The sequence below is a fragment of the Rubneribacter sp. genome (assembly GCF_965361815.1).
Genome location: NZ_CBDTNW010000156.1, coordinates 1 through 23,477 on the forward strand (window position 1 = coordinate 1; position 23,477 = coordinate 23,477).

18 protein-coding genes and 1 riboswitch are annotated in these 23,477 nt (G+C 66.2%); of the genes, 15 read left to right on the forward strand and 3 right to left on the reverse strand.

Features of this window, described 5'->3' with window-relative positions; translation table 11 throughout:
- Positions 1-673 precede the first annotated feature (673 nt).
- Both ACWKY3_RS11475 and ACWKY3_RS11480 read right to left on the reverse strand, forming a co-directional pair.
- Positions 674-2,200, reverse strand: coding sequence for an alanine/glycine:cation symporter family protein (locus ACWKY3_RS11475; RefSeq protein WP_449316540.1), 1,527 nt, complete (start codon positions 2,198-2,200; stop codon positions 674-676).
- A 227-nt stretch (positions 2,201-2,427) separates the two neighbouring features.
- Positions 2,428-2,558: riboswitch (glycine riboswitch) on the reverse strand.
- A gap of 659 nt (positions 2,559-3,217) precedes the next feature.
- Positions 3,218-4,678: a L,D-transpeptidase family protein gene (locus ACWKY3_RS11480; protein ID WP_449316541.1), complete on the reverse strand. Its 1,461-nt coding sequence runs from the start codon at positions 4,676-4,678 to the stop codon at positions 3,218-3,220.
- A 167-nt stretch (positions 4,679-4,845) separates the two neighbouring features.
- On the opposite strand from ACWKY3_RS11480, the gene ACWKY3_RS11485 reads away from it, so the two are divergent.
- The 12 genes from ACWKY3_RS11485 (at position 4,846) to ACWKY3_RS11540 (ending at position 20,348) form a co-directional block, all read left to right on the forward strand.
- Positions 4,846-5,316, forward strand: coding sequence for a 23S rRNA (pseudouridine(1915)-N(3))-methyltransferase RlmH (locus tag ACWKY3_RS11485; RefSeq protein ID WP_449316542.1), 471 nt, complete (start codon positions 4,846-4,848; stop codon positions 5,314-5,316).
- 761 nt (positions 5,317-6,077) lie between these two features.
- Complete coding sequence (locus ACWKY3_RS11490) at positions 6,078-6,935, forward strand: exodeoxyribonuclease III (protein ID WP_449316543.1); 858 nt, start codon at positions 6,078-6,080, stop codon at positions 6,933-6,935.
- Between the two features lie 48 nt (positions 6,936-6,983).
- The gene (locus ACWKY3_RS11495) at positions 6,984-8,372 is read left to right on the forward strand and encodes an SLC13 family permease (protein WP_449316544.1); all 1,389 of its coding nucleotides are present in this window, start codon (positions 6,984-6,986) and stop codon (positions 8,370-8,372) included.
- Positions 8,373-8,507: 135 nt separating this feature from the next.
- Positions 8,508-9,077, forward strand: a complete 570-nt coding sequence (gene folE / locus ACWKY3_RS11500) for a GTP cyclohydrolase I FolE (RefSeq protein WP_449316545.1) — start codon at positions 8,508-8,510, stop codon at positions 9,075-9,077.
- A gap of 345 nt (positions 9,078-9,422) precedes the next feature.
- Positions 9,423-9,692, forward strand: a complete 270-nt coding sequence (locus tag ACWKY3_RS11505; protein WP_449316546.1) for an ACT domain-containing protein — start codon at positions 9,423-9,425, stop codon at positions 9,690-9,692.
- A 656-nt stretch (positions 9,693-10,348) separates the two neighbouring features.
- Positions 10,349-10,699: an anaerobic ribonucleoside-triphosphate reductase gene (nrdD, locus tag ACWKY3_RS11510; protein ID WP_449316547.1), complete on the forward strand. Its 351-nt coding sequence runs from the start codon at positions 10,349-10,351 to the stop codon at positions 10,697-10,699.
- A 116-nt stretch (positions 10,700-10,815) separates the two neighbouring features.
- Positions 10,816-12,465, forward strand: a complete 1,650-nt coding sequence (nhaA, locus tag ACWKY3_RS11515; RefSeq protein WP_449316548.1) for a Na+/H+ antiporter NhaA — start codon at positions 10,816-10,818, stop codon at positions 12,463-12,465.
- A gap of 91 nt (positions 12,466-12,556) precedes the next feature.
- Complete coding sequence (locus ACWKY3_RS11520; protein WP_449316549.1) at positions 12,557-12,847, forward strand: hypothetical protein; 291 nt, start codon at positions 12,557-12,559, stop codon at positions 12,845-12,847.
- 518 nt (positions 12,848-13,365) lie between these two features.
- Positions 13,366-14,628, forward strand: coding sequence for an isochorismate synthase (locus tag ACWKY3_RS11525; protein WP_449316550.1), 1,263 nt, complete (start codon positions 13,366-13,368; stop codon positions 14,626-14,628).
- Complete coding sequence (menD, locus tag ACWKY3_RS11530; protein ID WP_449316551.1) at positions 14,625-16,427, forward strand: 2-succinyl-5-enolpyruvyl-6-hydroxy-3-cyclohexene-1-carboxylic-acid synthase; 1,803 nt, start codon at positions 14,625-14,627, stop codon at positions 16,425-16,427. Before ACWKY3_RS11525 ends, menD begins: the two co-directional genes overlap by 4 nt.
- A complete protein-coding gene (locus ACWKY3_RS11535; protein ID WP_449316552.1) occupies positions 16,424-17,431 on the forward strand; it encodes an alpha/beta fold hydrolase in 1,008 nt (335 codons plus the stop codon). The genes menD and ACWKY3_RS11535 overlap by 4 nt, the downstream gene beginning before the upstream one ends.
- A gap of 151 nt (positions 17,432-17,582) precedes the next feature.
- On the forward strand, positions 17,583-20,348 hold the full coding sequence (locus tag ACWKY3_RS11540; RefSeq protein ID WP_449316553.1) for a phosphoenolpyruvate carboxylase: 2,766 nt from the start codon (positions 17,583-17,585) through the stop codon (positions 20,346-20,348).
- Positions 20,349-20,704: 356 nt separating this feature from the next.
- On the opposite strand, the gene ACWKY3_RS11545 is transcribed toward ACWKY3_RS11540, so the two are convergent.
- Positions 20,705-20,836 carry a hypothetical protein gene (locus ACWKY3_RS11545; RefSeq protein WP_449316554.1) on the reverse strand — a complete coding sequence of 44 codons (132 nt, stop codon included), beginning with the start codon at positions 20,834-20,836 and terminating at the stop codon, positions 20,705-20,707.
- Positions 20,837-21,010: 174 nt separating this feature from the next.
- On the opposite strand from ACWKY3_RS11545, the gene ACWKY3_RS11550 reads away from it, so the two are divergent.
- From ACWKY3_RS11550 to menB, 3 genes are all read left to right on the forward strand, one after another.
- Positions 21,011-21,328, forward strand: coding sequence for a nucleotidyltransferase family protein (locus ACWKY3_RS11550; RefSeq protein WP_449316555.1), 318 nt, complete (start codon positions 21,011-21,013; stop codon positions 21,326-21,328).
- Positions 21,288-21,722: an HI0074 family nucleotidyltransferase substrate-binding subunit gene (locus ACWKY3_RS11555; protein WP_449316556.1), complete on the forward strand. Its 435-nt coding sequence runs from the start codon at positions 21,288-21,290 to the stop codon at positions 21,720-21,722. Before ACWKY3_RS11550 ends, ACWKY3_RS11555 begins: the two co-directional genes overlap by 41 nt.
- Before the next feature lie 763 nt (positions 21,723-22,485).
- On the forward strand, positions 22,486-23,325 hold the full coding sequence (menB, locus tag ACWKY3_RS11560; protein ID WP_449316557.1) for a 1,4-dihydroxy-2-naphthoyl-CoA synthase: 840 nt from the start codon (positions 22,486-22,488) through the stop codon (positions 23,323-23,325).
- Positions 23,326-23,477 lie beyond the last annotated feature (152 nt).

Here is a 23,477-nt window from a genome sequence, read left to right on the forward strand (position 1 = left end):
CCGGCGTTGCCGACGCGTCCGCTACTTGCGGCGCTGGCTTATGCCGACGATTCCCAGAACCACGGAGAAAATGGCGCAAAGCGCCAAAACGGTCTGCGTGTCCATGGGCGGCACCCCCTCTCGGGGCTGCCCGGATGCGGCGAAGCACCGGGGTCATCATACCATGCGCGGCGGCCTTGCGCGCAACCGAGTGCGCCGCTGCGTCAGGTGCACCGCGTCTCGGGTGCAGCGACGCAATTTGCACACAGGTCGCTTCCTTTTCCGTGCCTTGCGTGCCGCGTTGATGCGGCACGCGCACTGGTGCGCACTGGTTGTTTCCCCTTCCGCGCTCCGCGCTACCCTGTTTCCGCGCTAACGGTAAGATTTTCGGAAATTTCCGGATTTCTTACTGTAACGCCGCCAGAGGTCTGCTGCTGGCCTGCCGGGAGCTCGCCGTTGGCCCGCTGGAGATTGCTGGAAACTGTCGCCGGTCTGCCGGAAGCCCGGCGGCGTTTCGAATCGGTCCCAGAAAGGCGATGCGGCGGGCGGGTTGAACCCTGTCCGCCGCATCGCGACCACCGCCTGCGGACCACCGCCTGCAGCGGACCATCCGCGCAGTCTGTCACCGCCCGCAGCAGCCACCGCCCGCAGTAGTCTGCCGACGATCACCGGCAGGATGCCCGCGCTTCGGCGATTACCCGCGCGCTCCGGCCAGCTCGTCGTCGGGGGCGTTGAGCGGGTCGAGGGGCGGCACGTCCCAGTTCTCAGGGCGATGCGGCGCCATGTGCTCCTCGTCGCCGGCGGCGCGCAGGCGCTCGAAGTAGTCGCGCGTCTCCTTTGCCACCACGCCCGACAACGCCACCAGCGCAATCATGTTCGGCAGCGCCATCAGGCCGTTGAAGATGTCGGCGATGGTCCACACCGCAGCAACGGTCATGTACGGGCCAATGAACACGGCGGCAATGTAGAGCCACCGGTACACCTTCACGGCCTTCATCGAACCGTTGCTGAAGTACTCCAGGCAGCGCTCGCCGTAGTAATCCCATCCGAGGATGGTGGTGAACCCGAACAGCACCAGGCACGCCATCAGCACAAACGACACCACCTCGCCGGGAATGAACGGCAGGCCCGCCTGGAACGCGGCGGTGGTCACAGCGGCACCCTCAAGGCCGGGGATCTGGTACGCGCCAGTCATGACCAGCGCCAACCCCGTCATCGAGCACACGATGATAGTGTCCAAAAACGTGCCGGTCATAGACACCAGGCCCTGGCGCACCGGCTCCTTCGTCTGCGCGGCCGCCGCAGCGATGGGCGCCGACCCCAGACCAGCCTCGTTGGAGAAGATGCCGCGCGCGATGCCCATCTGCATGGCTATGAGGATGGCCCCCAGCATGCCGCCGCCGAACGCCTGCAGTCCAAACGCACTTTCGAAGATGACCACGAACGCACCGGGGATCTTGTCCAGGTTCGTGAACACCAAGATGAGCGAGAAGCCCACGTACAGCACCACCATCGCGGGGATCACGCGCTCGGACACCTTCGCGATGCGCTTGAGTCCGCCGATGACCACCAGCCCCACCAGCACGGCCAGCACAAGCGACCCGATGACGGTGGCAATGGAGTAGTCCATCCCCAAGATGCTCACCGTGGCGCTCTTGTTGGGGTCGAAGAAGTCGGTGATGGCCGTGGAAATGGAGTTCACCTGCGTGAACGTCCCGATGCCGAACAAGCCCACGCACATGCCGAAGAACGCGAACACCTTCGCCAGCCAGCGCCACTTGCGTCCCATGCCGCGCTCGATGTAGTAGAACGGGCCGCCCAGCACGTGCCCGGTCTTCTTGTCGATGCTGCGGTACTTCACGGCCAGCAGGCCCTCGGAGAACTTCGTCGCCATGCCGAACAGCGCGGCCAGCCACATCCAGAACATGGCGCCCGGACCGCCCGTGACGATGGCCGTGGCCACGCCCACGATGTTGCCCGTGCCGATGGTGGCTGACAGCGCGGTGCACAACGCGCCGAAGCTGGTCACTTCGCCCTCGCCGCCGGTCTCGTTCTTCGCCATGTAGCGCAGCGCGCGCGGCAGCTGGCGGAATTGCAGGCCGCGCAGCCGTATGGTGAGCAGTGCGCCTCCGAACAGGATGAGCACCATAAGGGGCGGCCCCCAGATGAAGCTGTCGATTGCGTCGAGGGCGTCGTTGATGGCGCCGAAGAACCCTTCCATTGCGCGTTTCCTCCTTTGTCGTGCCTGCTGCCAAACGGTGCGATCCGCCATGCGCTTCGTCTTGCCATGCGGCGGATGGCGAAGCCGTGCGTTGCATGCGACGACCGCCGCCGTGTGGCTGCGCGGCATCGTCATGCGTTGCGCGGTCCCCGTCGTGCGGGGCCGAAAGGAGGTGGGGAAAGAGCGAGTGCTCGCGGGCACGAACGTGCGGGCGTGCGAGAAGCGGATGCTTCGGCTCTGTCCTTTTGCCTGAGAGTTTCGGCGACGCTGCGGCTTTGTGCTGCGGCGCGCCTTGCCCCTTCGGCACCCGCGTCCGCTGCGTATGGCGCGTTGCGCGGGATTCTCCAGAGGCCCCTACCCGCTCTGTCTCGTGCGTGCGGCTGCGCGTTGCGTGTTGCGCATTGCTCGCCGTGCGTCGCATCCGATTCAGAACGGTTCGACGGGGGTCGCTTAGGGCGCCATTGTAACAGGAAGCCGCCGCTTTGGGAACGGGCGTTTTGACGGGCGGTCATCGGCCGCTGCGGCGGGCGGCGGGAGGCGGGTGCCGAGGACGCAACGGAGGCGAGCGCCGGGACAGGACGGTTGCGGCGCGGCCAGGTGCGCGGCGGCTGCGGCGAGCGGTGGCGAAATGCGGGCACCGAGGGCGGGCCGGGTGCGGCGGTTGCGGTGCATCGCTGCGGCGGGCGGCGCGCTGGGGGCGCGGAGCGGGCGGTGCGCTGCCAGTGCGCCGCACATCCGTGTTCGCACGGAGGACTTGGATGTTTCACGTGAAACATCCAACAGAAAGCGCACGAGTGTTTCACGTGAAACACTCTTGGCAACGGAGGGTGGCTGGATGGCGGGAACAGCGAAGCGACGCGACGCGAAACGACACGATGCGAAACGAAGCGAAACGAAGCGAAACGACGCGAGGCGATGCGAAACGACGCGAAACGACGCGAGGCGAGGCGACACGAGGCGACACGAGGCGACGCGAAAGGCCCGCCGCCCGGCCCTTTCGCTTCGTTTCGCAGCTTTCTACCAGTGGCACACCACCACGTCGCCGCCTTGGACGATGTTGTAGAGCTCGGCGGCTTTGGCGGGCGGCAGGTTCACGCAGCCGTGGCTGCCGTAGCCGTCGGCGTAGCGCGTGCCGCCGAACGCGGCCTGCCAGTCGGCGTCGTGCAGGCCGATGGCCCCGCCGACGAACGGCATCCAGTACTGCACCACCGTTTCGTAGATCTTCGTGTCCCCGCTGTAGCCGTTGAGCGTGGAGGGGCTTTCCTTCTGGTTCATCCAGTACACGCCGGAGGGGGTGTCGTGCTCGCCGTCGGGCATGCCCGACACAATGTCGGACTCCCACACGAGCGCACCGCTTTCGTCGTAGAAGCGCGCGTGCTGTTCGGCCAGGTCGATGTCCAGGTAGCGCGGTCCCCAGTCCGCCGCGCCCGGCCCGTTGTAGGCGTCGCCGTACGTGACGGTGGGCACGGCCAGGCTCTGGACGCCCCCGGCGGCCACGGCGTCCTTCACGGCCGCAGCCAGCGCCGCGCCGTCTATCTCCCAACCGTACACGCCTCCCTGCACGGTGATCTGCTTGCCGTCGGGGCGCGCGTAGCTGCGCGTGGCGCCCACGGTGCCGTACTCTTCGGCCACTTCGGCGGCCCAGGCGTTCAGAGCGTCGTCGCCAAGCGCCGCGTTGGCCTCCCCGTCTATCGTGATCCATTCGGCAATGAGGTCGGCTCCCACCTCGACGAGGGGGCGGTCGCCCATGGTGAGGGTGACGTTGGCCTTCGTCATGGTGTTGGCGGTTTCGATGGCCGCGTTCAAGCGCGGATCGGTGGAGAAGATCGTGGGCTGCTGCAGCTGCTCGGCCGTCACGGACACGCGGTGCGAGAGGGTGGAAAGCGCCTGCTCCGCCATGTCCACCACGGCTTGCACGTCCAGGGCGGTGCCCACGGATTCGGGGATGATGTCGAACTGCCGCGTGGTGGCGTTGTAGGAGATGGTGGCGTTTGCGGCCGGGGTGGCCGAGGCGTTGAACTCCTCCACAGCGGCGGTGACGGCGTTGGCCAGGTTCGTTCCGCTGGCGGCGGCCACCAGCTTGGCCGACTCGTCGTGCTGCGCGGCTATCTGGAACGGCCAAAGCCACGGGTTGACGTCGTTGAGCATGTCCTTGATCAGGGAGGACGTGTTCACGGCAAGGCCCGCGTCGGCGGCGGTCAGCTGAAGGTCAAGCCCTTGGCCGCTGATGGAGAGCGTGTAGTTGTCCAGCTTGCTTTGGAGGGCTTTCTCGGCGTCGTTCGCGGACATGAGCGACAGGCTCACGCCGCCGGCCGTGGTGTTGGGCATGAAGCGCCCCGAGAAGTAGAATGCGACGCCCGCGTACACAACCAGCGCCAACGCGACAAGGCATCCCATCATAATGCCGACGACTTTTGCGGGGTTGGCGCGGCGATGGCCCACATGGTAGCCGCGCGGAGCGTGTTGGTAGTTGTTCATGCGCGTGTCCTTGTGCGTTTGAGGTATGTTCAGGCGTCCAGTATAGGACGAGACGCGGGGCGCGCACGAGAAATCAACCGCCTTTACGAAAGAAACCGACAATCACGAAAGAAACCGACAATCGGGCTGGGGCGGCGGGGTACAATCTGCTTGAAAAGGAGGCGAAGGTGAGGTTCACGGTCATTGCGGTGGGAAAGCTGAAGGAGCGGTTCTGGGCTGATGCGTGCGCCGAGTACGTGAAGCGCCTGCAGCCGTACGCGAAGACGATCGTGCGCGAGGTTCCCGACGTGGACCCGGCCCGCGCCGGCGGAACGGAGGCGGCGCGCGAGAAGGAGGGGGCCGCCATCCTCGGCGCGCTTCCCGGCGCGGCGCATGCGGTGCTGCTGGCCATCGAGGGCACGGAGCGTTCGAGTGTGGGCCTTTCGCGGCGAATCGACGCCCTGGCGCTTGGCGGGGAGAGCGATCTGGCGTTCGTGATAGGGGGTTCGGACGGCGTGAGCGATGCCGTGCGCGCCCGTGCCGACGAAACGCTTTCGTTCGGTCCCATCACGCTGCCGCACAATCTGGCGCGCGTCGTGCTGCTGGAGCAGTTGTACCGCGCCCAGAAGATCTCGCGCGGCGAGCCGTATCACAAGTAGGCTCGATCGCGCGCTGGGGCGGTTGCGCCCCGCGCTGCCCGGCTCGCGCGCTGGGGCGCTCGCGGCCTGCATTCACGTCCCGCTCTGCTTGCGCGCTGGGGCGGTTGCGCCCCGCGCCGCTTCATTGGTGTTCCGCGTCTTGCCTTGCGCTTGCGCTCGCGTCCTGCCCCGCTCCGCCCGGCGCTTCGTCTCGCGTTCGCGTCGCATCTGCCCGGCGCATCGCATCCCGTCGCCCAGTGCGATGCGCCCACGATGTTCGCCCGCTCGGCAAGTACGGGACCGCGCTTCTCGCCGCGTCCGCTCGGCGTCTTGCGTTCCGCCGCTCGGCGGGTCGCATCCCGCCGCTCGGCGCTTCGTGTTCCGTGTCTCCCCGGGGCTTTTCGCTCCGCTTTGTCTTGCCGCTTTGGGGCCTTGCCCCGCATGCGAGTTTCGTTGGCGCGACCAAATGTTTCACGTGAAACATTTGTACTAATATCATACGATAATGCGACAAGATGTTTCACGTGAAACACTCGTTTGCCGCGTTGCCTCCCTGACGGTTCCGCTATACTGGGCGAACCGTGCCGACGCCTCGCGTGTTCGCAGGTCTGCCGACGTCCACGCAGCGTGCCGACATTTGCGGGTTCGTCGGTCCGTCGCCGCCTCGCGCAGCGCGTCGGTGCCCTGCGGGTGCGCTGGCGACTCGCGCGACGCGTCCTATGCTGTCCCGCGCGGTGCGCTCTGCCCGCCACCCGCGCGGTTTCGTTCGAAAAGGAGGGTCCATGCGTTTCGTTTCGTGGAACGTCAACGGCCTGCGGGCCGTGCTGCAGAAAGGGTTCGAGGACATCGTTTGCGAACTGGACGCGGACATCGTCGCGCTTCAGGAGACGAAGCTGCAGGAGGGCCAAGCCACGCTCGACCTGCCGCAATACCGCGAATACTGGAGCTACGCGCAGAAGAAAGGCTACTCGGGCACGGCCGTGTTCTGCAAGGAGCAGCCGCTTCAGGTGCTGCACGGTTTGGGCAGCGAGTACCTGGACACGGAGGGGCGCATTGTGGCGCTTGAGTTCCCGACGTTTTGGTTCGTGGACGTGTACACGCCCAACGCGCAGAACGAGCTGGCGCGCATCGACCATCGCATGGAGTGGGACGACGCGTTCCGAGACTTCTGCAAGGGTCTGGAAGAGGGCGTGCTGCCGGCGGGCGTGCCGGTTGAGCGTCCCGCGCCGGGCGAGGGCCACGTGACCATCGCCGACCTGCCGCTCACCGCTCCCGGCGAGACAACGCAGCCGAAACCCGTGGTCATGTGCGGAGATTTCAACGTGGCGCACCAGGAGATAGACCTGAAGAACCCCGGCCCCAACCGTGGCAAGGCGGGATTTTCCGACGAGGAGCGCGGCAAGTTCACCGATTTGCTGGACGCCGGATTCGTGGACACGTTTCGCCGACTGCATCCGGATGCGACGGGCGCGTACTCGTGGTGGAGCTATCGGTTCAAGGCGCGCCAGACGAACGCGGGGTGGCGCATCGACTACTTCCTGATCAGCGACGAGCTTGCGCCTAAGCTGGAGAGCGCGTCCATCTACAGCGAGGTGTATGGCAGCGACCACTGCCCCGTGGGCGTGGAGCTGGACCTGTAGAAGGGAGGGCGCGTTGCCGGCGGAAGCCGCAATGCGCGAATGTTTCACGTGAAACATCGGGAGGAGAACGAAGGGGCTGCGCCCGACGTCGCGCGCGGACAATCTGCGGACACGTGCGGTTGCGACGAGGGAGACTGCGCTTCTGCGTTCTGCGCCGAGCACGGGCAGGTTGCGGATTCCGCCGCGCCCGGCGTCGCGCGCGGACAGGTTGCGGACGCCCGCGCAACTGGCGTCGCGCGCGGACGCCCCGCCCGCGCAACCGGTGTCGCGCGCGCACGCCTCGCCCGCGCAGCTGGCCGACCGCGCGATGCCGCATCCGCCCGTCTGCTCGCCCGCGCGGCGCGCTGGGCGCGCGGCGAGGCCGTGCTGTGCGTGGCGGCTGTCTGCGCGCTGGTGTCGGCGGCGTTCGTGCCGCCCGACGCCGCGTATGCGAGCTACTTCGACACGCGCGTGCTGATCTTGCTGTTCTGCCTGATGGCAACCGTCGCCGGCTGCAAGGCAAGCGGCCTGTTCGACGTGCTGGCGAAGGCGCTTCTGCAGGGCGACCGGCCGTTTCGCGTGGTCGCGCTCATCCTGGTCATGCTGCCGTTTTTCGCATCCATGCTGGTGACGAACGATGTGGCGCTGCTTGCGTTCGTGCCGTTCTCGGTGCTGGTGCTCGGCCACGCCGGCCGTACGCGCTCGCTTGCGTGGGTCATCGTCCTGCAGGCGGTGGCGGCCAACTTGGGAGGCATGGCCACGCCGGTGGGCAACCCGCAGAACCTGTACCTGTTCACGCGCTACCACGTGGGGCTGGATGAGTTCGCCGCCGTGCTGCTGCCGTACGTGGCCCTGGCGTTCGTCCTACTGACAGGCGCGGCGCTGGCCTCGGGGGGCGGCCGTGCGAAGGTGGAGGTGCCGCTTGCGTCCAACCGGGTGGCGCGCGGCAGGGCGCTTCTGCACATCGCGTTGTTCGCGCTGTGCCTGCTTGCGGTCGCGCGTGTGGTGGAGCCCGTCGCGCTGCTTGTTGCAGTGGGGGCGGTGCTGGCGCTGTTCGACCGTCCGGCCCTGCGCGCGGTTGATTACGGGCTGCTGCTCACGTTCGCGTGCTTTTTCGTGTTCGTGGGCAACATGGGGCGCATCGAGGAGGTGCGCCATGCGTTCGAGGGCCTGGTGGACGCGAACGCACTGATCACGTCGGTGGCCGCAAGCCAGGTGATCAGCAACGTGCCGGCGGCGGTGCTGCTCTCGGAGTTCACGGGGGATTGGCGAAGCCTGCTGGTGGGCGTGGACGTGGGCGGGCTGGGCACGCCCGTCGCGTCGCTTGCCAGCCTGATAGCGCTGCGCATCTACCTGCACGCCGACGGCGCCAATTTCGGCACGTTCATGGCCGTGTTCGCAGTTGTGAACACGGCGTTTTTGGCCGCGATGCTGGCCCTGTGCGCCGCGATAGGCTGACGGCGGGCGTGGACGTGGGCGGGCGCGGCATCTTGCACCGCTTCGTCCCCGCCGGTCTGGTATGATGTGCGGACGCAATGAGCGCGGCGGCGGGGCGGCCCTCCGCCGCACACAGACGACCAGGGAAGCGAAGTCATGGACAGAGCGAAAATAGAGGCGGGCGTGCGCCTCATCTTGGAGGGCATCGGCGAGGATCCCGACCGCGAGGGCCTGCTCAAAACGCCCGAGCGCGTGGCGAAGATGTATGAGGAAGTGTTCGCCGGTATGACCGAAGACCCCGCCGAGCACTTCGAAACCACGTTCGACGAGCACCACGAGGAAATGGTCCTGGTGCGCGACATCCCCTTCTACTCCATGTGCGAGCATCATCTGGTGCCGTTTTTCGGCAAGGCGCACGTGGCCTACATCCCGGCGGCCGACGGGCGCATCTGCGGACTGTCGAAGCTCGCGCGCCTGGTGGACGCGTTCGCGAAGCGCCCGCAGGTGCAGGAGCGCCTGACGTCCCAGGTGGCCGACACGCTCATCGAGCATTTGCACCCCCAGGGCGTCATCGTGGTGCTGGAGGCCGAGCACATGTGCATGAGCATGCGAGGCGTGAAGAAGCCCGGCGCCCGCACCACCACGAGCGCCGTTCGCGGTGCCTTCGAACGCAGCCAGGCCACGCGCGCCGAGGCGCTGTCGCTCATTTTCGCTCGCCGCGACTAGGCGGTCTTCGGCTGGCGTCGTTCGCGTCCTGCCTTGGCGTTTGCGCTTGGGCGGCGTGCTGCGCTTGCGCCGCCTTTCGCCGTGCCGTCCTCGCGCGTTGTCCCGCTGCGCGCCTCGTCCCGCGGCCCGCATCGTTCCGCTCGCGCCTCGCGTCGCGTGCTGTTTCCGCTTCTCTCCGCTGTGCGTCTCGTCACGCGGCCCGTGCTTCGCTTTGCTCCGTTTCCGCGTTTCGCCTCGCGCTGCCGGTTCCCTCTCAAGTTCTGCTCCGGAGCGTTTCACGTGAAACACCCTGGGGCGATCGGGTAAGATGTACGAACGTGCAGAAAGCGAAAGGAACCTCTCATCATGAAATGCGTAGTCTCCGTTTTGGGTAAGGATCGCAGCGGCATTGTGGCCGCCGTCGCTACGGCGCTGGCCGAATGCGGCGCGAACATCGACGACATCAGCCAGACCATTCTGGACGACATCTTCTCTATGACCATGCTCACCACGCTCGATCCCGACATGGCGGGCTTCAACGCCGTGCAGGAGAAGCTGGACGCCGTCGGCTCCGACCTGGGCGTGCAGATCATCATCCAGCGCGAGGACGTTTTCCAGATGATGTACAAAATCTAGCGTTGGGCGTAACTGGCGCCGCCTGCGTCTGTCGGCGCCAGTTACGCCGCCGGCCGCCTGTGCCGCCCAGTGCTCCGGGCACGCCAGCTGTGGTTGCGGCTGCGGCTGCAGCTGCGGCCGCAACCGCCTCTGCCGATCGCGCCGTCAGGTCTGCCGCGCCGCCTGCGGTGCCTGTGCCGGTTAGCCGTTTGCGCCGGTCGCTGTTGCCGCGCCATCAGCGCCGCCTGTTCCGATGGCGCCGTCCGACTTGCTTGGGACGCTCCATGCAAGATGTTTCCCGAAAAACGGCCAAGTTCCCCAGTTATGAGTTGCAAGTTCTCAAGTTATGAGTCATTTCCGCCCTCCGTCTCCCTGCGGTGAAGGCAAAGAGAAAATGCGACCAGGCATTTTGTTGCCGCGAGGTCCCGAAGAATCCTTCAAGGGCAGCCGAGCATGACTCATAACTCGGGAACTTTGCCATTTTTCGGGAAACATCTTGCATGAAAGACGCGCTGCCTGCGCTCGGGGCGTTTGCAGCGCGCCGCGCCGTCCTCCGAACGCGCCGGTTGCCTGTTTTGTTGCCGTTTGTTGCCGAAAGGGGGCTTGGCAGAGAGGCCCCCTCAATGGTACTATTTTACAATCATTTGCACACCAAACGGACCCAAGGGAGTACGACCATGGCACAGCCATCCACGCAGCGCATCGACGGAATAGACGTTGCCGTCAACTATGTGAACGAGGGCGACGCCCCCGTGACCGACGAGGAGATCCGCGCCTATATCGAGCGCGGCAACCTGCAGCATCCCGGCAGCGTGGTGACGGGCCTGTCGCTTGAGGTTGACGGAAAGGATGTGGGCATCAGCTACAAGCTTTCCCCTGTGCCCTTCGAGCGCATTCGCCGCATCACCGGGTATCTAGTGGGCACCATGGACCGTTGGAACGACGCGAAGTCGGCCGAGGAGCATGACCGCGTCAAGCACGGCGTTGCTCGCGAGGAGAGCGCGTTCACCTGCGCGAACGGCTGCTAGCGCCCGCGCGCCGACAGCGTTGGGCGCCGAGCGCCCGTGCGAAAGCCGGCAGGAAAAACCCTGTTCGTTACCAGGTCGTGGCTGCAAAGTCGCGGCCTGTTTCGTATACTGATCCTATGACATCTCAAAACAACACCGAAACCGAGCGCGCGCCGAAGGCCGAGACTGATCGCGCCCCAAAAGCCGAAACCGGGCGCGCGCCGCAGCCCGAAACCGCTCGCGCGCCGCAGCCCAAAGCCGGCCTTGGGCCGCAGCCCGAAGCCGCCCCCTCGCCGGGGGCCTTGGCGCCCGGCGCCGAAGCCCCCTCCGGCTCCGCGCCCTTTGTTGCCGAAGAGCCTTCCGACTCTTGCCCCGCTTGCCTGAACGGCGATCCTGCCTGCGCGCCCACCGAGCGCATCTTGGAACCCGAGGTGCGTCGCCATCACCGGCGCAAGCGCAAGCTGCTTGAGTTCACTCACTCCTCCACGCGGGCGACCATGCTCATGCTGGCGGCCGCCGTGGCCGCCTTCGCCATAGAGAACACGCCGGCGCTGCCGTACTTCACCGAGTTCTGGCACTCGTTCGAGCTGGGTTTTTGGCTGGGCGATTTCGCGCCGCACATGACCGTCGGCCACTTCATCAACGACTTTTTGATGGCCCTGTTCTTCCTGATGGTGGGCCTGGAGATCAAATTCGAGATGACGGCGGGCGAGCTGACGAACCCGCGCAAGGCGCTTTTGCCCATTGTGGCCGCGGCCGGCGGCGCCATCATGCCTGCCCTGGTGTTCCTGTCGCTCAACGCCGGCGGCCCCCATCAGCAGGGTTGGGGCGTGCCCATGGCCAACGACATCGCGTTTTGCCTGGGCATTCTGGCGCTGTTGGGCAGCCGGGTTCCGTCGGGGCTGCGGTCGTACCTGTCCACCCTCACCATCGCCGACGACATGATAGCCATCCTGGTCATCGCCGTGTTCTACACGGCCGACCTCGACGTGGCCTGGTTGGTGGGCGGCCTGGCGCTTTTCGCGCTGACGCTGGCGTTCAACCGTCTGCACATCCACGACCTGTGGCCGTATTTGCTGGTGGGGCTGGGCATGTGGGTGTGCTTTTTGCTGTCGGGCGTGCACGCCACCATCGCCGGCGTGCTGCTGGCGCTGGCCATTCCCGCGCGCTCCCAGGTGAAACTCGAACGCGCGCCCGGTTGGTTCGCCGCCCGCGCGCGTCGCGCCGACGAGCGCTACGACCCCGGCGAGCCCGACATCGTGCAGAAGGAGTACCTGGCCGAGGTCAACGAGATCGGCCGCGTGTCGCGCCTGTCCATCCCGCCCATCACGCGTTTGGATTACCGCTTGCACGTGCCCGTGTACTTCTTCATTCTGCCGCTGTTCGCGTTCTCCAACGCAAGCGTGGTGCTGACGGGCATGGATCCGCTCGAGATAGTGACGAATCCGGTGACCATCGGCGTGTTCTGCGGCCTGTTGTTCGGCAAGCCGCTGGGCATCTTCTTGGCCACGTGGGCGACGGTCAAGCTCAAGCTGTCCGACCTGCCGCAGGGCGTGAACTGGGGGCACATCGCCGGCGTGGCGGTGCTGGGCGGCGTGGGCTTCACCATGGCCATCTTCGTGACCAACCTGGCGTTTGTGGACGAGGCCATGGTAGCCATGGCGAAGGCGGCCATCCTGGCGGCGTCGCTGGTGGCGGGCATCGCGGGCTTCTTGATCCTGCGCCACGTGACCGACGCGGAGGACGCGGAGGACGCGGGGGACGCGGAGATCGCAGAGAGCCGGTAGCCTGCAACCTTCTTTGCTAAAAAGCTCAACAAGTGCCGATGTCCTGCATTTTTGAATGTGCTACATTGTGCTACAGATTGAAAGGTGCGCCATGAAAACGACGCCCATTGGTATCAGGTTTGGGCAGGAAGAGTTTGACAAGATAACTGCGTGTGCCGAAAAGTCTGGCCGAACGTTTTCTGACATTGTGCGCGAGGGAGTCATGCATTACCTGGAACCAGATAAGGCAAAGGGTTATCTTTCCTTAGCTGCGCTCGCTGCCAAGGCTCCAGTTGACATGGAACTCTCTTTCGGCCAGTTCCTTGATGACTTTGCCCATGCAAAGGACAAGGCTGCGCTTATCGAGGAAGAACCCTCTTGGGCTAAACCGGCGGGACGCTGACCCTACGACTTTGCTGCAACTGCTCATAAGCTTGCCCACGACAACAATTTACCAGTTCCACAATGGGTTTGAAGGATGACTACGTTGTCCCCGAGGCGTACTATGCTTTCAATACGCGCAATCCCGAGTTCCAAGAGTACCTTAGAAAAACCACTCCGCGCGAATTCCAATGGCACAACCTTTTCCTTGGCGAGAATATCCTATCGAGGGCGTGATGCGCATCAGTTTTTTCGCCCAGGAAATGTATGCACGGTATTGCGAGGGCGCAGACAGCGAGCGCGAGGGGTAGGTCCCCGGTCGTTGTTGTCGTTTTCCTATCGCTGACGTCCTTTTTGAGTCGGAGGAGGAAGAGGAGTGGGATCTTTGTCCGACATGCGCGCATCCTTGCTGTCATCTTGGGTTCTAGTGCGGTTGTTCCGATTCGGAAGCGTTTTTGGCCAAAGTGGTATACGCTGTAGGGAACGCAAATAGGGAACGCAGATCGTCTTGCGCCGTCGCAGTTTGGAAATGGGGAGCCCATGACGAAAGTCTACTCGTACACACGGCCGCTTGATGCCGACATCGTGGACGCGTTCTGCACGCTGCAGAAGGGGTTCACGGACCAGTTCGTCTACTACCGCAAGGACCGGCCCGTGCGCTTCATGGGGCTGGGCCGCTGCATCGCGCTGCCGACGCTCGACGACGTGGAGTGCGAGCTGGAGGGCCCCGACGCTCAGCAGCCGGTGTTCTTCTCGTTCAACCGCTTCGACGCGGGCAATTCTGCGCCTGCCGACGAGCTGTTCGAGGCGTTTCCGCGCTTGCGGTTCATGTTGCCGGAGGTGGTGCTCATCGAAGGCGAGCGCGGGCCGCTTTTGCAGGTGAACTCGCTGGGGCCGGTGTATCCGGGGCGCATCGAGCGGTTCGCGCGCCAGGCGTTGGCCGCGCCGCCGCGCCGCCGCCAAAGCGTGCCGTACCGGTTGGAGCCGGACTCGCGCGAGGCGTGGCGGCAGGCTGTCGGCACGGCGCTTACCGCCATAGGCGAGGGGCGCGTGGAGAAGGTGGTGCTCTCAAGGCGGCGGCGCCTGGTGGCAAAGCATCCGTTCTCGTCGAAGGATCTGCTGGTCAACCTCATAGACGGCCCGGCGCGCGGCACGGTGCTTCTGTACCGCTACGCCGACGTGTTCTTCTGCGGCTGCACGCCCGAGCTTTTGGTGCGCAAGCGCGGCTGCGAGGTGGAGAGCATGTGCCTGGCGGGAACCTGCCCGGCGGGAGGGACCGAAGAGGAGCGCGCGCGGCTGGCCGACGAACTGATGGCCGACGCGAAGAACCGCGCCGAGCACGATTACGTGGTGCGCTTCATCCGTGAGGTGTTCCGCCGCACGTGCTACGACGTGGACGTGCCGGTCTGTCCGGGCATCCTGCCGCTCACGCACGTGCAGCACCTGCACACGCCGGCGCGCGCCCGCGTGCTGGAGGGCGTTGACCTGTGGGAGATGATGGGCGACCTGCATCCCACGCCCGCCGTGGCCGGCACGCCGGTGGGCGAGGCGCGCATGCTGCTGCGGCGCATTGAGGCGTACAACCGCGGGTTTTTCGCGGGCGCGTGCGGCTACGTGGACGGTGCGGGCGATGGCGAGTTCTCCGTGGCGCTGCGCACAGGCGTGTTCGACGGCGAAGTGGGCTGGGTGTATGCGGGCTGCGGCATTGTGGCCGGCAGCGAGGCCGACGCCGAGTACGACGAGACAGACCTGAAACTGCGCACCGTGCTGAGCGCGTTCGACGGCGGGGAGGATGCGCGATGAGTGCGGCGGCCGACCCCCGGGCGACGGCGCTGTTCTTGGGCGCGTTTTTTGACGAGCTTGCGCGTTGGGGCGTGCATGACGTGGTGGTGAGCCCCGGCTCGCGCTCCACGCCGCTGGCGATGTGCGCCTACGAGCTGTCTCGCCGCCATCCCGAGCGGTTGCGCCTGTTCGTGGACGTGGACGAGCGCGGCGCGGCGTTCTTCGCAGTGGGGTTGGCGAAGGCCGACGGGCATCCGGCGGCCGTCATCTGCACGTCGGGCACGGCGGTGGCGAACTACTATCCGGCGGTGCTGGAGGCCGAATCGTCGCGCGTGCCGCTTATCGTGCTGACGGGCGACCGTCCGCCGCGTTTGCAGGGCCTCGGCGCGCCGCAGACGTGCGACCAGCTGAACGCATACGGTTCCCATGTGCGCGCGTTTCGCCAGATGCCGCTGCCGAGCGCGGACGCGCCGACGCTCGCGCTGGCGCGTCAGGCCGCGCGCGAGGCGGCTATCGCGGCGGGCGCGGGGTGCGCAGGCGGCCCCGTGCATCTGAACTTCCCGTTCGAGGAGCCGCTCAAGCCCGACTTCGGCGCGGAGGATCCTTTCGCTGCCGGCCGCCGTCCGGATGTTTCACGTGAAACATCTAAGCTCTTGCCGGGCGTTGCGCCCGTTGCTCGCGGAATTGCGCCGGCCGAGGCCGAGCGTCTGGCCGCGCTGCTCGCGCGTTGCCGTGCGCTTGTGCTGGCGGGCGAGGGTACCTGCGGCGCCGACGACGACGCGCGGGCCGTGCTGGACTGGGCGCATGCGTTCGACCTGCCGCTTTTGGCCGACCCGCTCTCCGGGCTGCGGCGCTTCGACGACGCGTGCATCATCGACCGTTACGGCACGGTGCTCGGTCCTGGCGGCACGGTGCGCGAGGAGCTGCGTCCCGAGGTCATCGTGCGTTTCGGCCGTTATCCGGTGTCGAAGCGGGCCGTGCAGTTCGCCGCCTCGTGCGGAGCGGCCCAGGTGGTGGTCGATCCGCTGGAGACACGCGACTTCAACGCGGCCACCGATGCGTTCGTGCCTTGCGAGCCTGCGGAGTTCGCCCGCATGCTGCGCGCCGCCGCCCTCCGCTCCGGCATTGGCGAGGCTCCCGGCTCCTTCGCTGCCGCCTGGGCGCGGGCAAACGACGCCGCGCGCGCCCGCGCCCAGGCGGTGGACGATGCGCCCGGCGTAGAGGGCTTCGAAGGCGCGTTCGCACGCCGCGCGCTTGCGCTCGCGCCCGAAGGGTCGTGCCTGTTCGCGGCCAATTCCATGAGCATCCGCACGCTCGACGCGTTCTACCTGCGCGGCCCGAAGCGCCTGACCGTGCTCTGCAACCGCGGCCTCAACGGCATTGACGGCACCGTGTCCTCAGCTTTGGGCGCAGCGCAGCGCTTTGCCCAAACCACCCTGCTCACAGGCGACCTCACCCTGCTCCACGACCTGAACGCCCTTGCCCTCCAACGCGAGCTGCGCGTCCAGCGCGAGGCGGGCGGACCGGCTCCCAGCATCATAATAGTTTTGATCAACAATAACGGCGGCGGCATCTTCGACATGCTGCCGCAGCGCTCGGACGACGCGTACTTCGAGCGTCTGTTCCTCACGCCGCAAGACGTGGACTTTGAAGCGGCGGCCCGCGCGTTTTCCGTGCCGTATCGGCGCGCACGGACCGTCGACGCCTTCGACGCCGCCTATCGCGAGCTTCTCGGCACGCCCGGCATCAGCCTGATCGAAGCGCCGGTGCCGCTCGACGGCCTGCGGGAACGCTATGCGCCCTACGGGGGCCTCGGGTGACGGCGGCAGACGGCGCGCCGCGCCTGGCGCTTCCGGCGCCCGCCAAGGGCCGTTTCGACCACGAGGGCGTCCGCTACCGTTATCTGATGTGGCCCGCCCGCGCCAAGGCGGTTGCGGCGCCGTTCGTGCTGCTGCACGGGTTTGCGCAGAGCGCCGCGTCGTGGGACCGCGTGGCGCCGCTGTTGGCAAAGGACCGAGTCGTGTACGCGCTCGACCTGGTGGGACACGGCGGTTCCGAAGCGCCGGAGAACCCGCTTCCCTACGCGCTCGATCTGCAGGGCGAGGCGCTGCTGGCGTTCGTCCGCTTCGTTGGCGGCCAAGCGCCCGGCGAAGGGGCCGCCGCGGGCGATGCCGCCCCGCACGATCCTGCCGGGAGCGGAACCGCTCGCGCTCGGGAAAAGGCCCCTCGCAACCAAAGCGCCGCGACCCGGCCCGTGGTCGTCGGGTACTCGATGGGCGGACGCGTGGCCTTGTCCGCGGCTGTGCGCCGAAGGGACGACTTCGCCGCCTGCGCCTCCGCGCTTGTGCTGGAAGGCGCCGGGCTGGGTCCTGCAACCGAAGCCGCGCGCGAGCAGGACGCCGCGCGCGATGCGAAGCGGGCCGCGCGCCTGCGCGAGGTCGGCGTCGAAGCCTTCATGGACGAGTGGGAGCGCCTTCCCCTGTTCGCCACCCAGCGCGCGCTGCCCTGCGTCGTGCGGGAGCATATCCGCGCCGGTCGGCTGGCCAACGACGCCGAGGCGCTGGCCCGCACCTTCGAGCATGCCGGCCAGCACGCCATGCCGGCTCGCGATCAGGTTCTGGCCGCTTTGTCCGCCCTGCGCCTTGCCGGCGTTTTCGTGCTCTACCTGGCGGGCGAACGCGACCGGAAGTACCGCGCTTTGGCCGATGAGCTGGCCGATGGCGGCTTGTGCGAAACGCGCACAGTCAAGGGGGTCGGCCATAACGCGCACGTGGAGGATCCCGTCGAGTTCGCGCGGGTCCTTGGATCGGTCGGCGCGCGCTGAGCGAGCCGTCTGCCCGTTCGCGCTTGCTGCGGCCCCATCCCCGGCGCGGGGTTGTGCGCTCTCGGTGGCCAAAAGCCGCAGCGCCCGCCCGATGCGTATAATGGCCCCACCACCGCGCGCGAACAGGGCGCGCAGACGAACAGGAGAGCACATGGCCGACCTCCCCCTCGACCGCCATCTGGGCGCGCCGGACACCGCCGAAGCGATAGAGTCCTACGCCGAAATAGACATCCCCGCCAGCCTGCGCGACAAGCTGGCGCTGTTCCTGCGCCTTGAGCGCACGGTGCTCAAGGAGTACGACCCCGCCGTCTGCGACCTGTTCGACCGCCTGCTCAACAGCGTGACCAAGGCAAACGAAGGCAATCCCGGCGCGGCCGCCGCCGAAGAGCCCGCAGACAACCAGGGCATCCCCACGGCCGACACCGCAGGCGCGCAGGCGTTTCGCCAGGCTGTCGCGCTCATCGACGAGCTGCCGGTGGACCAAGCGCAGGTGGTGGTGCGCGCGTTTGGGACGTTCTTTCATCTGGCGAACCTGTCCGAGGAGAGCTATCGCGTGGAGGTGCTGCGCGAGCTGGAGCTTGGCGTGTCGATGGACGATCGCGTGGACGCCTCGAACGAGCTGGTGGTGGCGTACGACCGCCTCATGGGCGAGGTGGGCCCCAGCCGCGCGGCCGAGCTGCTGGGCCGCCTGGAGTTCCGTCCCGTGTTCACCGCGCACCCTACGGAGGCGCGCCGCAAGGCGGTCGAGGGCAAGATCAGGCGCATCGCCGCGCTGCTTGAAGAGCACCCCCGGCTGGGCGGTTCGGCCCTCATGGAAAACGAGCGGCACATGCTGCAGGAGATAGACGCGCTCGTGCGCACCTCGCCCACCGCGCTCCAAAAGCCCACGCTGCTCGAAGAGGCCGACACCATCATCGACATCTTCGACAACACGCTGTTCAACGTGGTGCCGCAGGTGTACCGCCGCTTCGATGACTGGGTGCTGGGCGAGCGCGCCGGCAGCGTGCCGCCCGTGTGCCCGGCGTTTTTCCGCCCTGGCAGCTGGATAGGGTCGGACCGCGACGGCAACCCCAACGTCACCGCCAAGGTGTCGCGCCGGGTGGCGGCCAAGTACTTCGAGCACGTGGTGACGAAGCTGGCCGAGGAGTGTCGGCGCATCGGGCGCAACCTCACGCTGGAGGCGCGCCACACCCCGCCGTCCGAGGAGCTTATGAACCTGTGGAGCCATCAGGTTGAGATGAGCGAGACCATCACCGCGCGCGTGGCTGCCGAGCTGGGTTTCGAGCCGCACCGCGCCGTCATGCTGGTCATGGCCGTGCGCCTGGAGGGCACGGCCGCGCGCAACGCCGATATCCGCTACGCCTCGCCCGAGGAGCTTCTGGCCGATCTGCGCACCGTGCAAAGCTCGCTTGCGCGCGCAGGCGCCGTGCGCGCGGCGTACGGGCCGGTGCAAACGCTCGTTTGGCAGGTGGAGACGTTCGGGTTCCACCTGGTGGAGATGGAGTTTCGTCAGCATTCGCTCGTGCACGAACGGGCGCTGGCCGACATTCGCGCTCGCGGCGTTCACGGCGCGCTCGATCCTATGACGCGGGAGGTGCTGGACACGTTCCGCGCCATCGGTTCTATCCAGAAGCGCTACGGGCAGCGGATGGCCCGGCGCTACATCGTGTCGTTCACCAAGCGCGCGGGGCACGTGGCCGACGTGTACGAGCTGGCGAAGCTGGCGTTCGCCCACGCGCAGGACGTGCCAAAGCTGGACGTGATCCCCCTGTTCGAGCAGCTGGAGGACCTGGAAGGCTGCGTTGGCGTGTTGGACGAGATGCTCGCGCTGCCGGACGTGCAGCGCCGCCTTGCGCAGACGGGCCGGCGTTTGGAGGTCATGCTGGGCTACTCGGACTCGTCGAAGGACGCGGGTCCCGTCACGGCTACGCTCGCCCTGGACGCCGCGCAGGAGCGCATCGCGCGGTGGGCCGAGCGCAACAGCATAGATCTGGTGCTCATGCACGGGCGCGGCGGGGCCGTGGGCCGCGGGGGCGGACCGGCCAACCGCGCCGTGCTCGCGCAGCCGAAGGGTTCGGTGAACGGGTGCTTCAAGGTCACCGAGCAGGGGGAGGTCATCTTCGCGCGCTACGGCAACCGCGCGCTCGCGCTGCGCCACATCGAGAACGTGGCGGCCGCCACGCTGCTCAGCTCCGCGCCGTCGGTGGAGCGCGCCAACACCGAGGCCGCCGCCCGCTACGCCGACCTGGCCGCCCGCCTGAACGAGGCCGCGCACCGCACCTATCTGGACCTGCTGCATGCGGACGGGTTCGCGCCGTGGTTCTCCACCGTCACGCCGCTTGCCGAAGTGGGCCTGCTGCCCATCGGCAGCCGTCCCGCCAAGCGCGGCCTGGGCGCGCAGTCGCTTGATGATTTGCGCACCATTCCCTGGGTGTTCTCGTGGTCGCAGGCGCGCATCAACCTGGCCGCCTGGTACGGGCTGGGGTCGGCGTGCGAGGAGCTGGGCGACCTGGAGCTTCTGCGCCGCGCGTACCGCGAGTGGCCGCTGTTCGCCGCGCTGGTGGACAACGTGGAGATGTCCATCGCCAAAACGGACGCGCGCATTGCCAAGATGTACCTGGCGCTGGGCGACCGCGAAGATCTGGCGCACGAAGTGTTCCAGAGGCTGCAGCTCACGCGCTCGTGGGTGCTGGCCATCGCGGGCGACGAGTGGCCGCTTGAGCATCGCCGCGTGCTGGGCTGCGCCATTCGCGTGCGCAACCCCTACGTGGACGCGCTCTCGCTTGCGCAGGTGCGCGCCCTCCGCGCCGTGCGCACCCACCAAGACCAGCTCTCCGACGAGGAGAAAGCCGAATACCTGGCCCTCATCCTGGCCACCGTCACCGGAGTTTCCGCCGGCCTGCAGAACACGGGGTAGAGAGAGGGACGAGCATGCAGAACGAAGCGCGGCGCGCTTGCAGCAGATTTCGCGCGTTTTGCTTTGCCGCAACTCTCGCGACATGCGCAGTGCGGAACCAATAAGCCGACAAACGCGCGGGGAGTTGAACCCCGATGACCCCTTGGTGTACCCCGGTGCGCCATGCGGCGGGAATCGACAGGGAAATGATCCTGATGCAAGGGTAGCCCCACTCCCATCAAGTTTAGGCCGTTCGCTGCTTTCGTGTATATGGCGGTTTCTGCCGCTTGATGGTATAATCAGGGAGCCGGCAAAGCCCGTCCTGGGTTAAGAGGTTACGGGCGGCGCAGGTGGACATTTAGGACCGGTAGTTGCACCTACCGGTCCTGAGTTTTTTCACCCCCGTCATCCGCTCGCGCTTTCCGTTCCTTCCATGTTCGCCAGACATCCAACAGGAAGCTCGCGATCGTTGCAAGCGCTGCAACGATGAAAAGAATGTTCTCGAACATGGCGATACCTCCAATCGTTGGAAGCGCCGCCCGCGTCGGACTTTGCCGGTCCGTAGATTCTAGCAAAGTTCGTGCCCTGGAATTGACGCGTCCGATTTTCTCGCTTGTTATTCAGTCGGTATAATGGGGCATTGCTGAGTGGGTAAAAACAGTGGAGCAAAAGGAGGTGCGTGCATGGCTGACGTCAGCGAGATAGCTGATCTGCTTGATGCGGCCGTGCCTCTTTTGCAGGAACATCGTATCGCGGCGGCGGTGCTGTATGGGTCGTACGCGAAAGGTACGAACCACGCGACGAGCGATATTGACATTGCTGTGTGGCCTGACGAGGGTTGGACCACGCGCGATTGGGATAATCTTACCGACGCACTGGAGGAGCTTCCGACGCTCAAAAAATGGGACTTGTGCCGCATGAACGGCTTTGTGAGTTCGCAGCTGAAAGGAATGATAGCCCGTGACGGAATCGTCCTATTCGGATCGCCTGGAAAACCTTAACGGCCTTTTGTGGGAACTCGGTCAAGCATACGAAAAGCCCGTTTTCGAGGATACCTATGTATTGAGCGGACTTTTGAGCAAGTTCAAGCTGTGCTTCGACTTGTCATGGAAGCTCATGAAAGACATCCTGGTGCAACGTTATGGCATTGTGGATTGGGCGAAGGGAAGCCCGCGCGAAGCGCTTGAACAGGCTGCGTATAATGGCATCATCGCTGATGATGCGCGTTGGAACGCTATACGGCTTATGCGAAATGAGCTATCTCACAACTACAATGCCGAGTTTGCCATTGAATGTGCGCATGCTGTACTTGAAGAGTGGATACCGTTCTTGCAGGAGTTCGGGAAAGATATTAACGCAAAGATTGAGCGTTGGACGGAAGAAGGCGCCTTGTAGCAAGAAGGATACTTGCGGGGTGTTTGCTGGGCTGCGCCATCCGTGTGCGCAACCCCTGCATGGACTTGCTCTCGTTGTACGGAGCCGCGCGGCGTGGCGATGGGTAGACGCGATAAGGCGGCTTTGCGCCGCGGTTTGCGCACGACGCAAGGGCGCCCCCATGCAAGTTGGTCACAAACGACGCCCTATGGCAATCCGAGCGGCCAATTTGGGGTGCCGGCAGCCTGTGCGATTTTCGCGACCTGGGGATTCTCCAAGTGCCAAGGGCGCGGGGGACGCGAAATCGGTCCCGCGCGTGCCATAGGGCGCAGTTTGTGACCAAACCTTGCGGGGGGGGGGGGCTTCCATGCCGGTTTTGGCTTGGCGGTGACGGTGGTCGTCGCGTTTGCTCGTGTCGGCCCCTGCGCGTTTCCGGCCAGGTTCTCGCTCCGGCCCCAGCGTTCTCTCGCTCTCCGCTCCCTTCCATTGCCCTCGTTGCTTTGCGCCGTCCCCATCTCCTGCTTCATCCTCCAATCCCTTTGCAGCTCCACTTTCGCCGCCACTCTCTCCCGTGCTTCGCGCCGCCGCTCCCGCTCCCCGCCCGCAGCCCCGCCGCAGCCCCGCCCGCCCTCGTCCCATAGATCATCTTTGCGTAATTATTCTGCATGCGGGGGTACGGCGGTGCCAATAGGGCGCGCTACGCGGTACCATGGGCGCATCCAATCGAAACCTCCGCATACCGCGCATCCGGTTTGCAATCCCGTTGCGCACCGAAAGGACGGCCATGAGCGACATCGCATGGCAGATGGGCAAAGCCTACCGCGAGATCGTCTACGAAACCTGCGACGGCATCGCCAAAATCACCATCAACCGGCCCGAACGCCGCAATGCGTTCACGCCGCTCACCGTGAACGAGCTTTACGACGCCTTCACCGTGGCGCGCGACGACGCGGAAATCGGCGTCATCATCCTCACCGGCGCCAACCACGGCGGCCGCCACGAGGACGAGGCGTTCTGCTCCGGCGGCGACCAGAAGATCCGCGGCAACGGCGGCTACGTGGGCGAGGACAACATCCCGCGCCTCAACGTGCTGGATTTGCAGCGGCTCATCCGCGTGGTGCCCAAGCCCGTCATCGCCATGGTGAACGGCTACGCTATCGGCGGCGGGCACGTGCTGCATATCCTGTGCGACCTGTCCATCGCGGCCGAGACGGCCAAGTTCGGCCAGACCGGCCCCAAGGTGGGCAGCTTCGACGCGGGCTACGGCGCGGGTTACCTGGCCAACATCGTAGGCCAGAAGAAGGCGCGCGAGATCTGGTACCTCTGCCGCCAGTACACCGCAGCCGAGGCGCTTCAGATGGGCCTGGTGAACAAGGTGGTGCCGTTTGACCAGCTGGAAGAGGAGTGCGTCAGCTGGGCGCGCGAGATGCTGCGCCTCTCCCCCACGGCGCTGCGCTTCATGAAGGCGTCGTTCAACGCGGCTACGGACGGCCTTGCCGGCATCCAGCAGCTGGCCGGCGACGCGACGCTTCTGTACTACACCACCGACGAGGCGAAGGAGGGCCGCGACGCGTTCAAGGAGAAGCGTCAGCCCGACTTCGCCCAGTTCCCGAAGTTCCCGTAGGATTTTCGCCGTCGCCGGCACCGCCGGCGGACGGCAACGGCGACGGCGATGCGTGCCGGCGGGGCGCTCCGCCCAATCGCAAGGCGGCGCAGAGCACCGAAGCACCGAAGCGCAAAAGCACCAGAAGGCCAGAGTACCGGAGAACCAGAAAG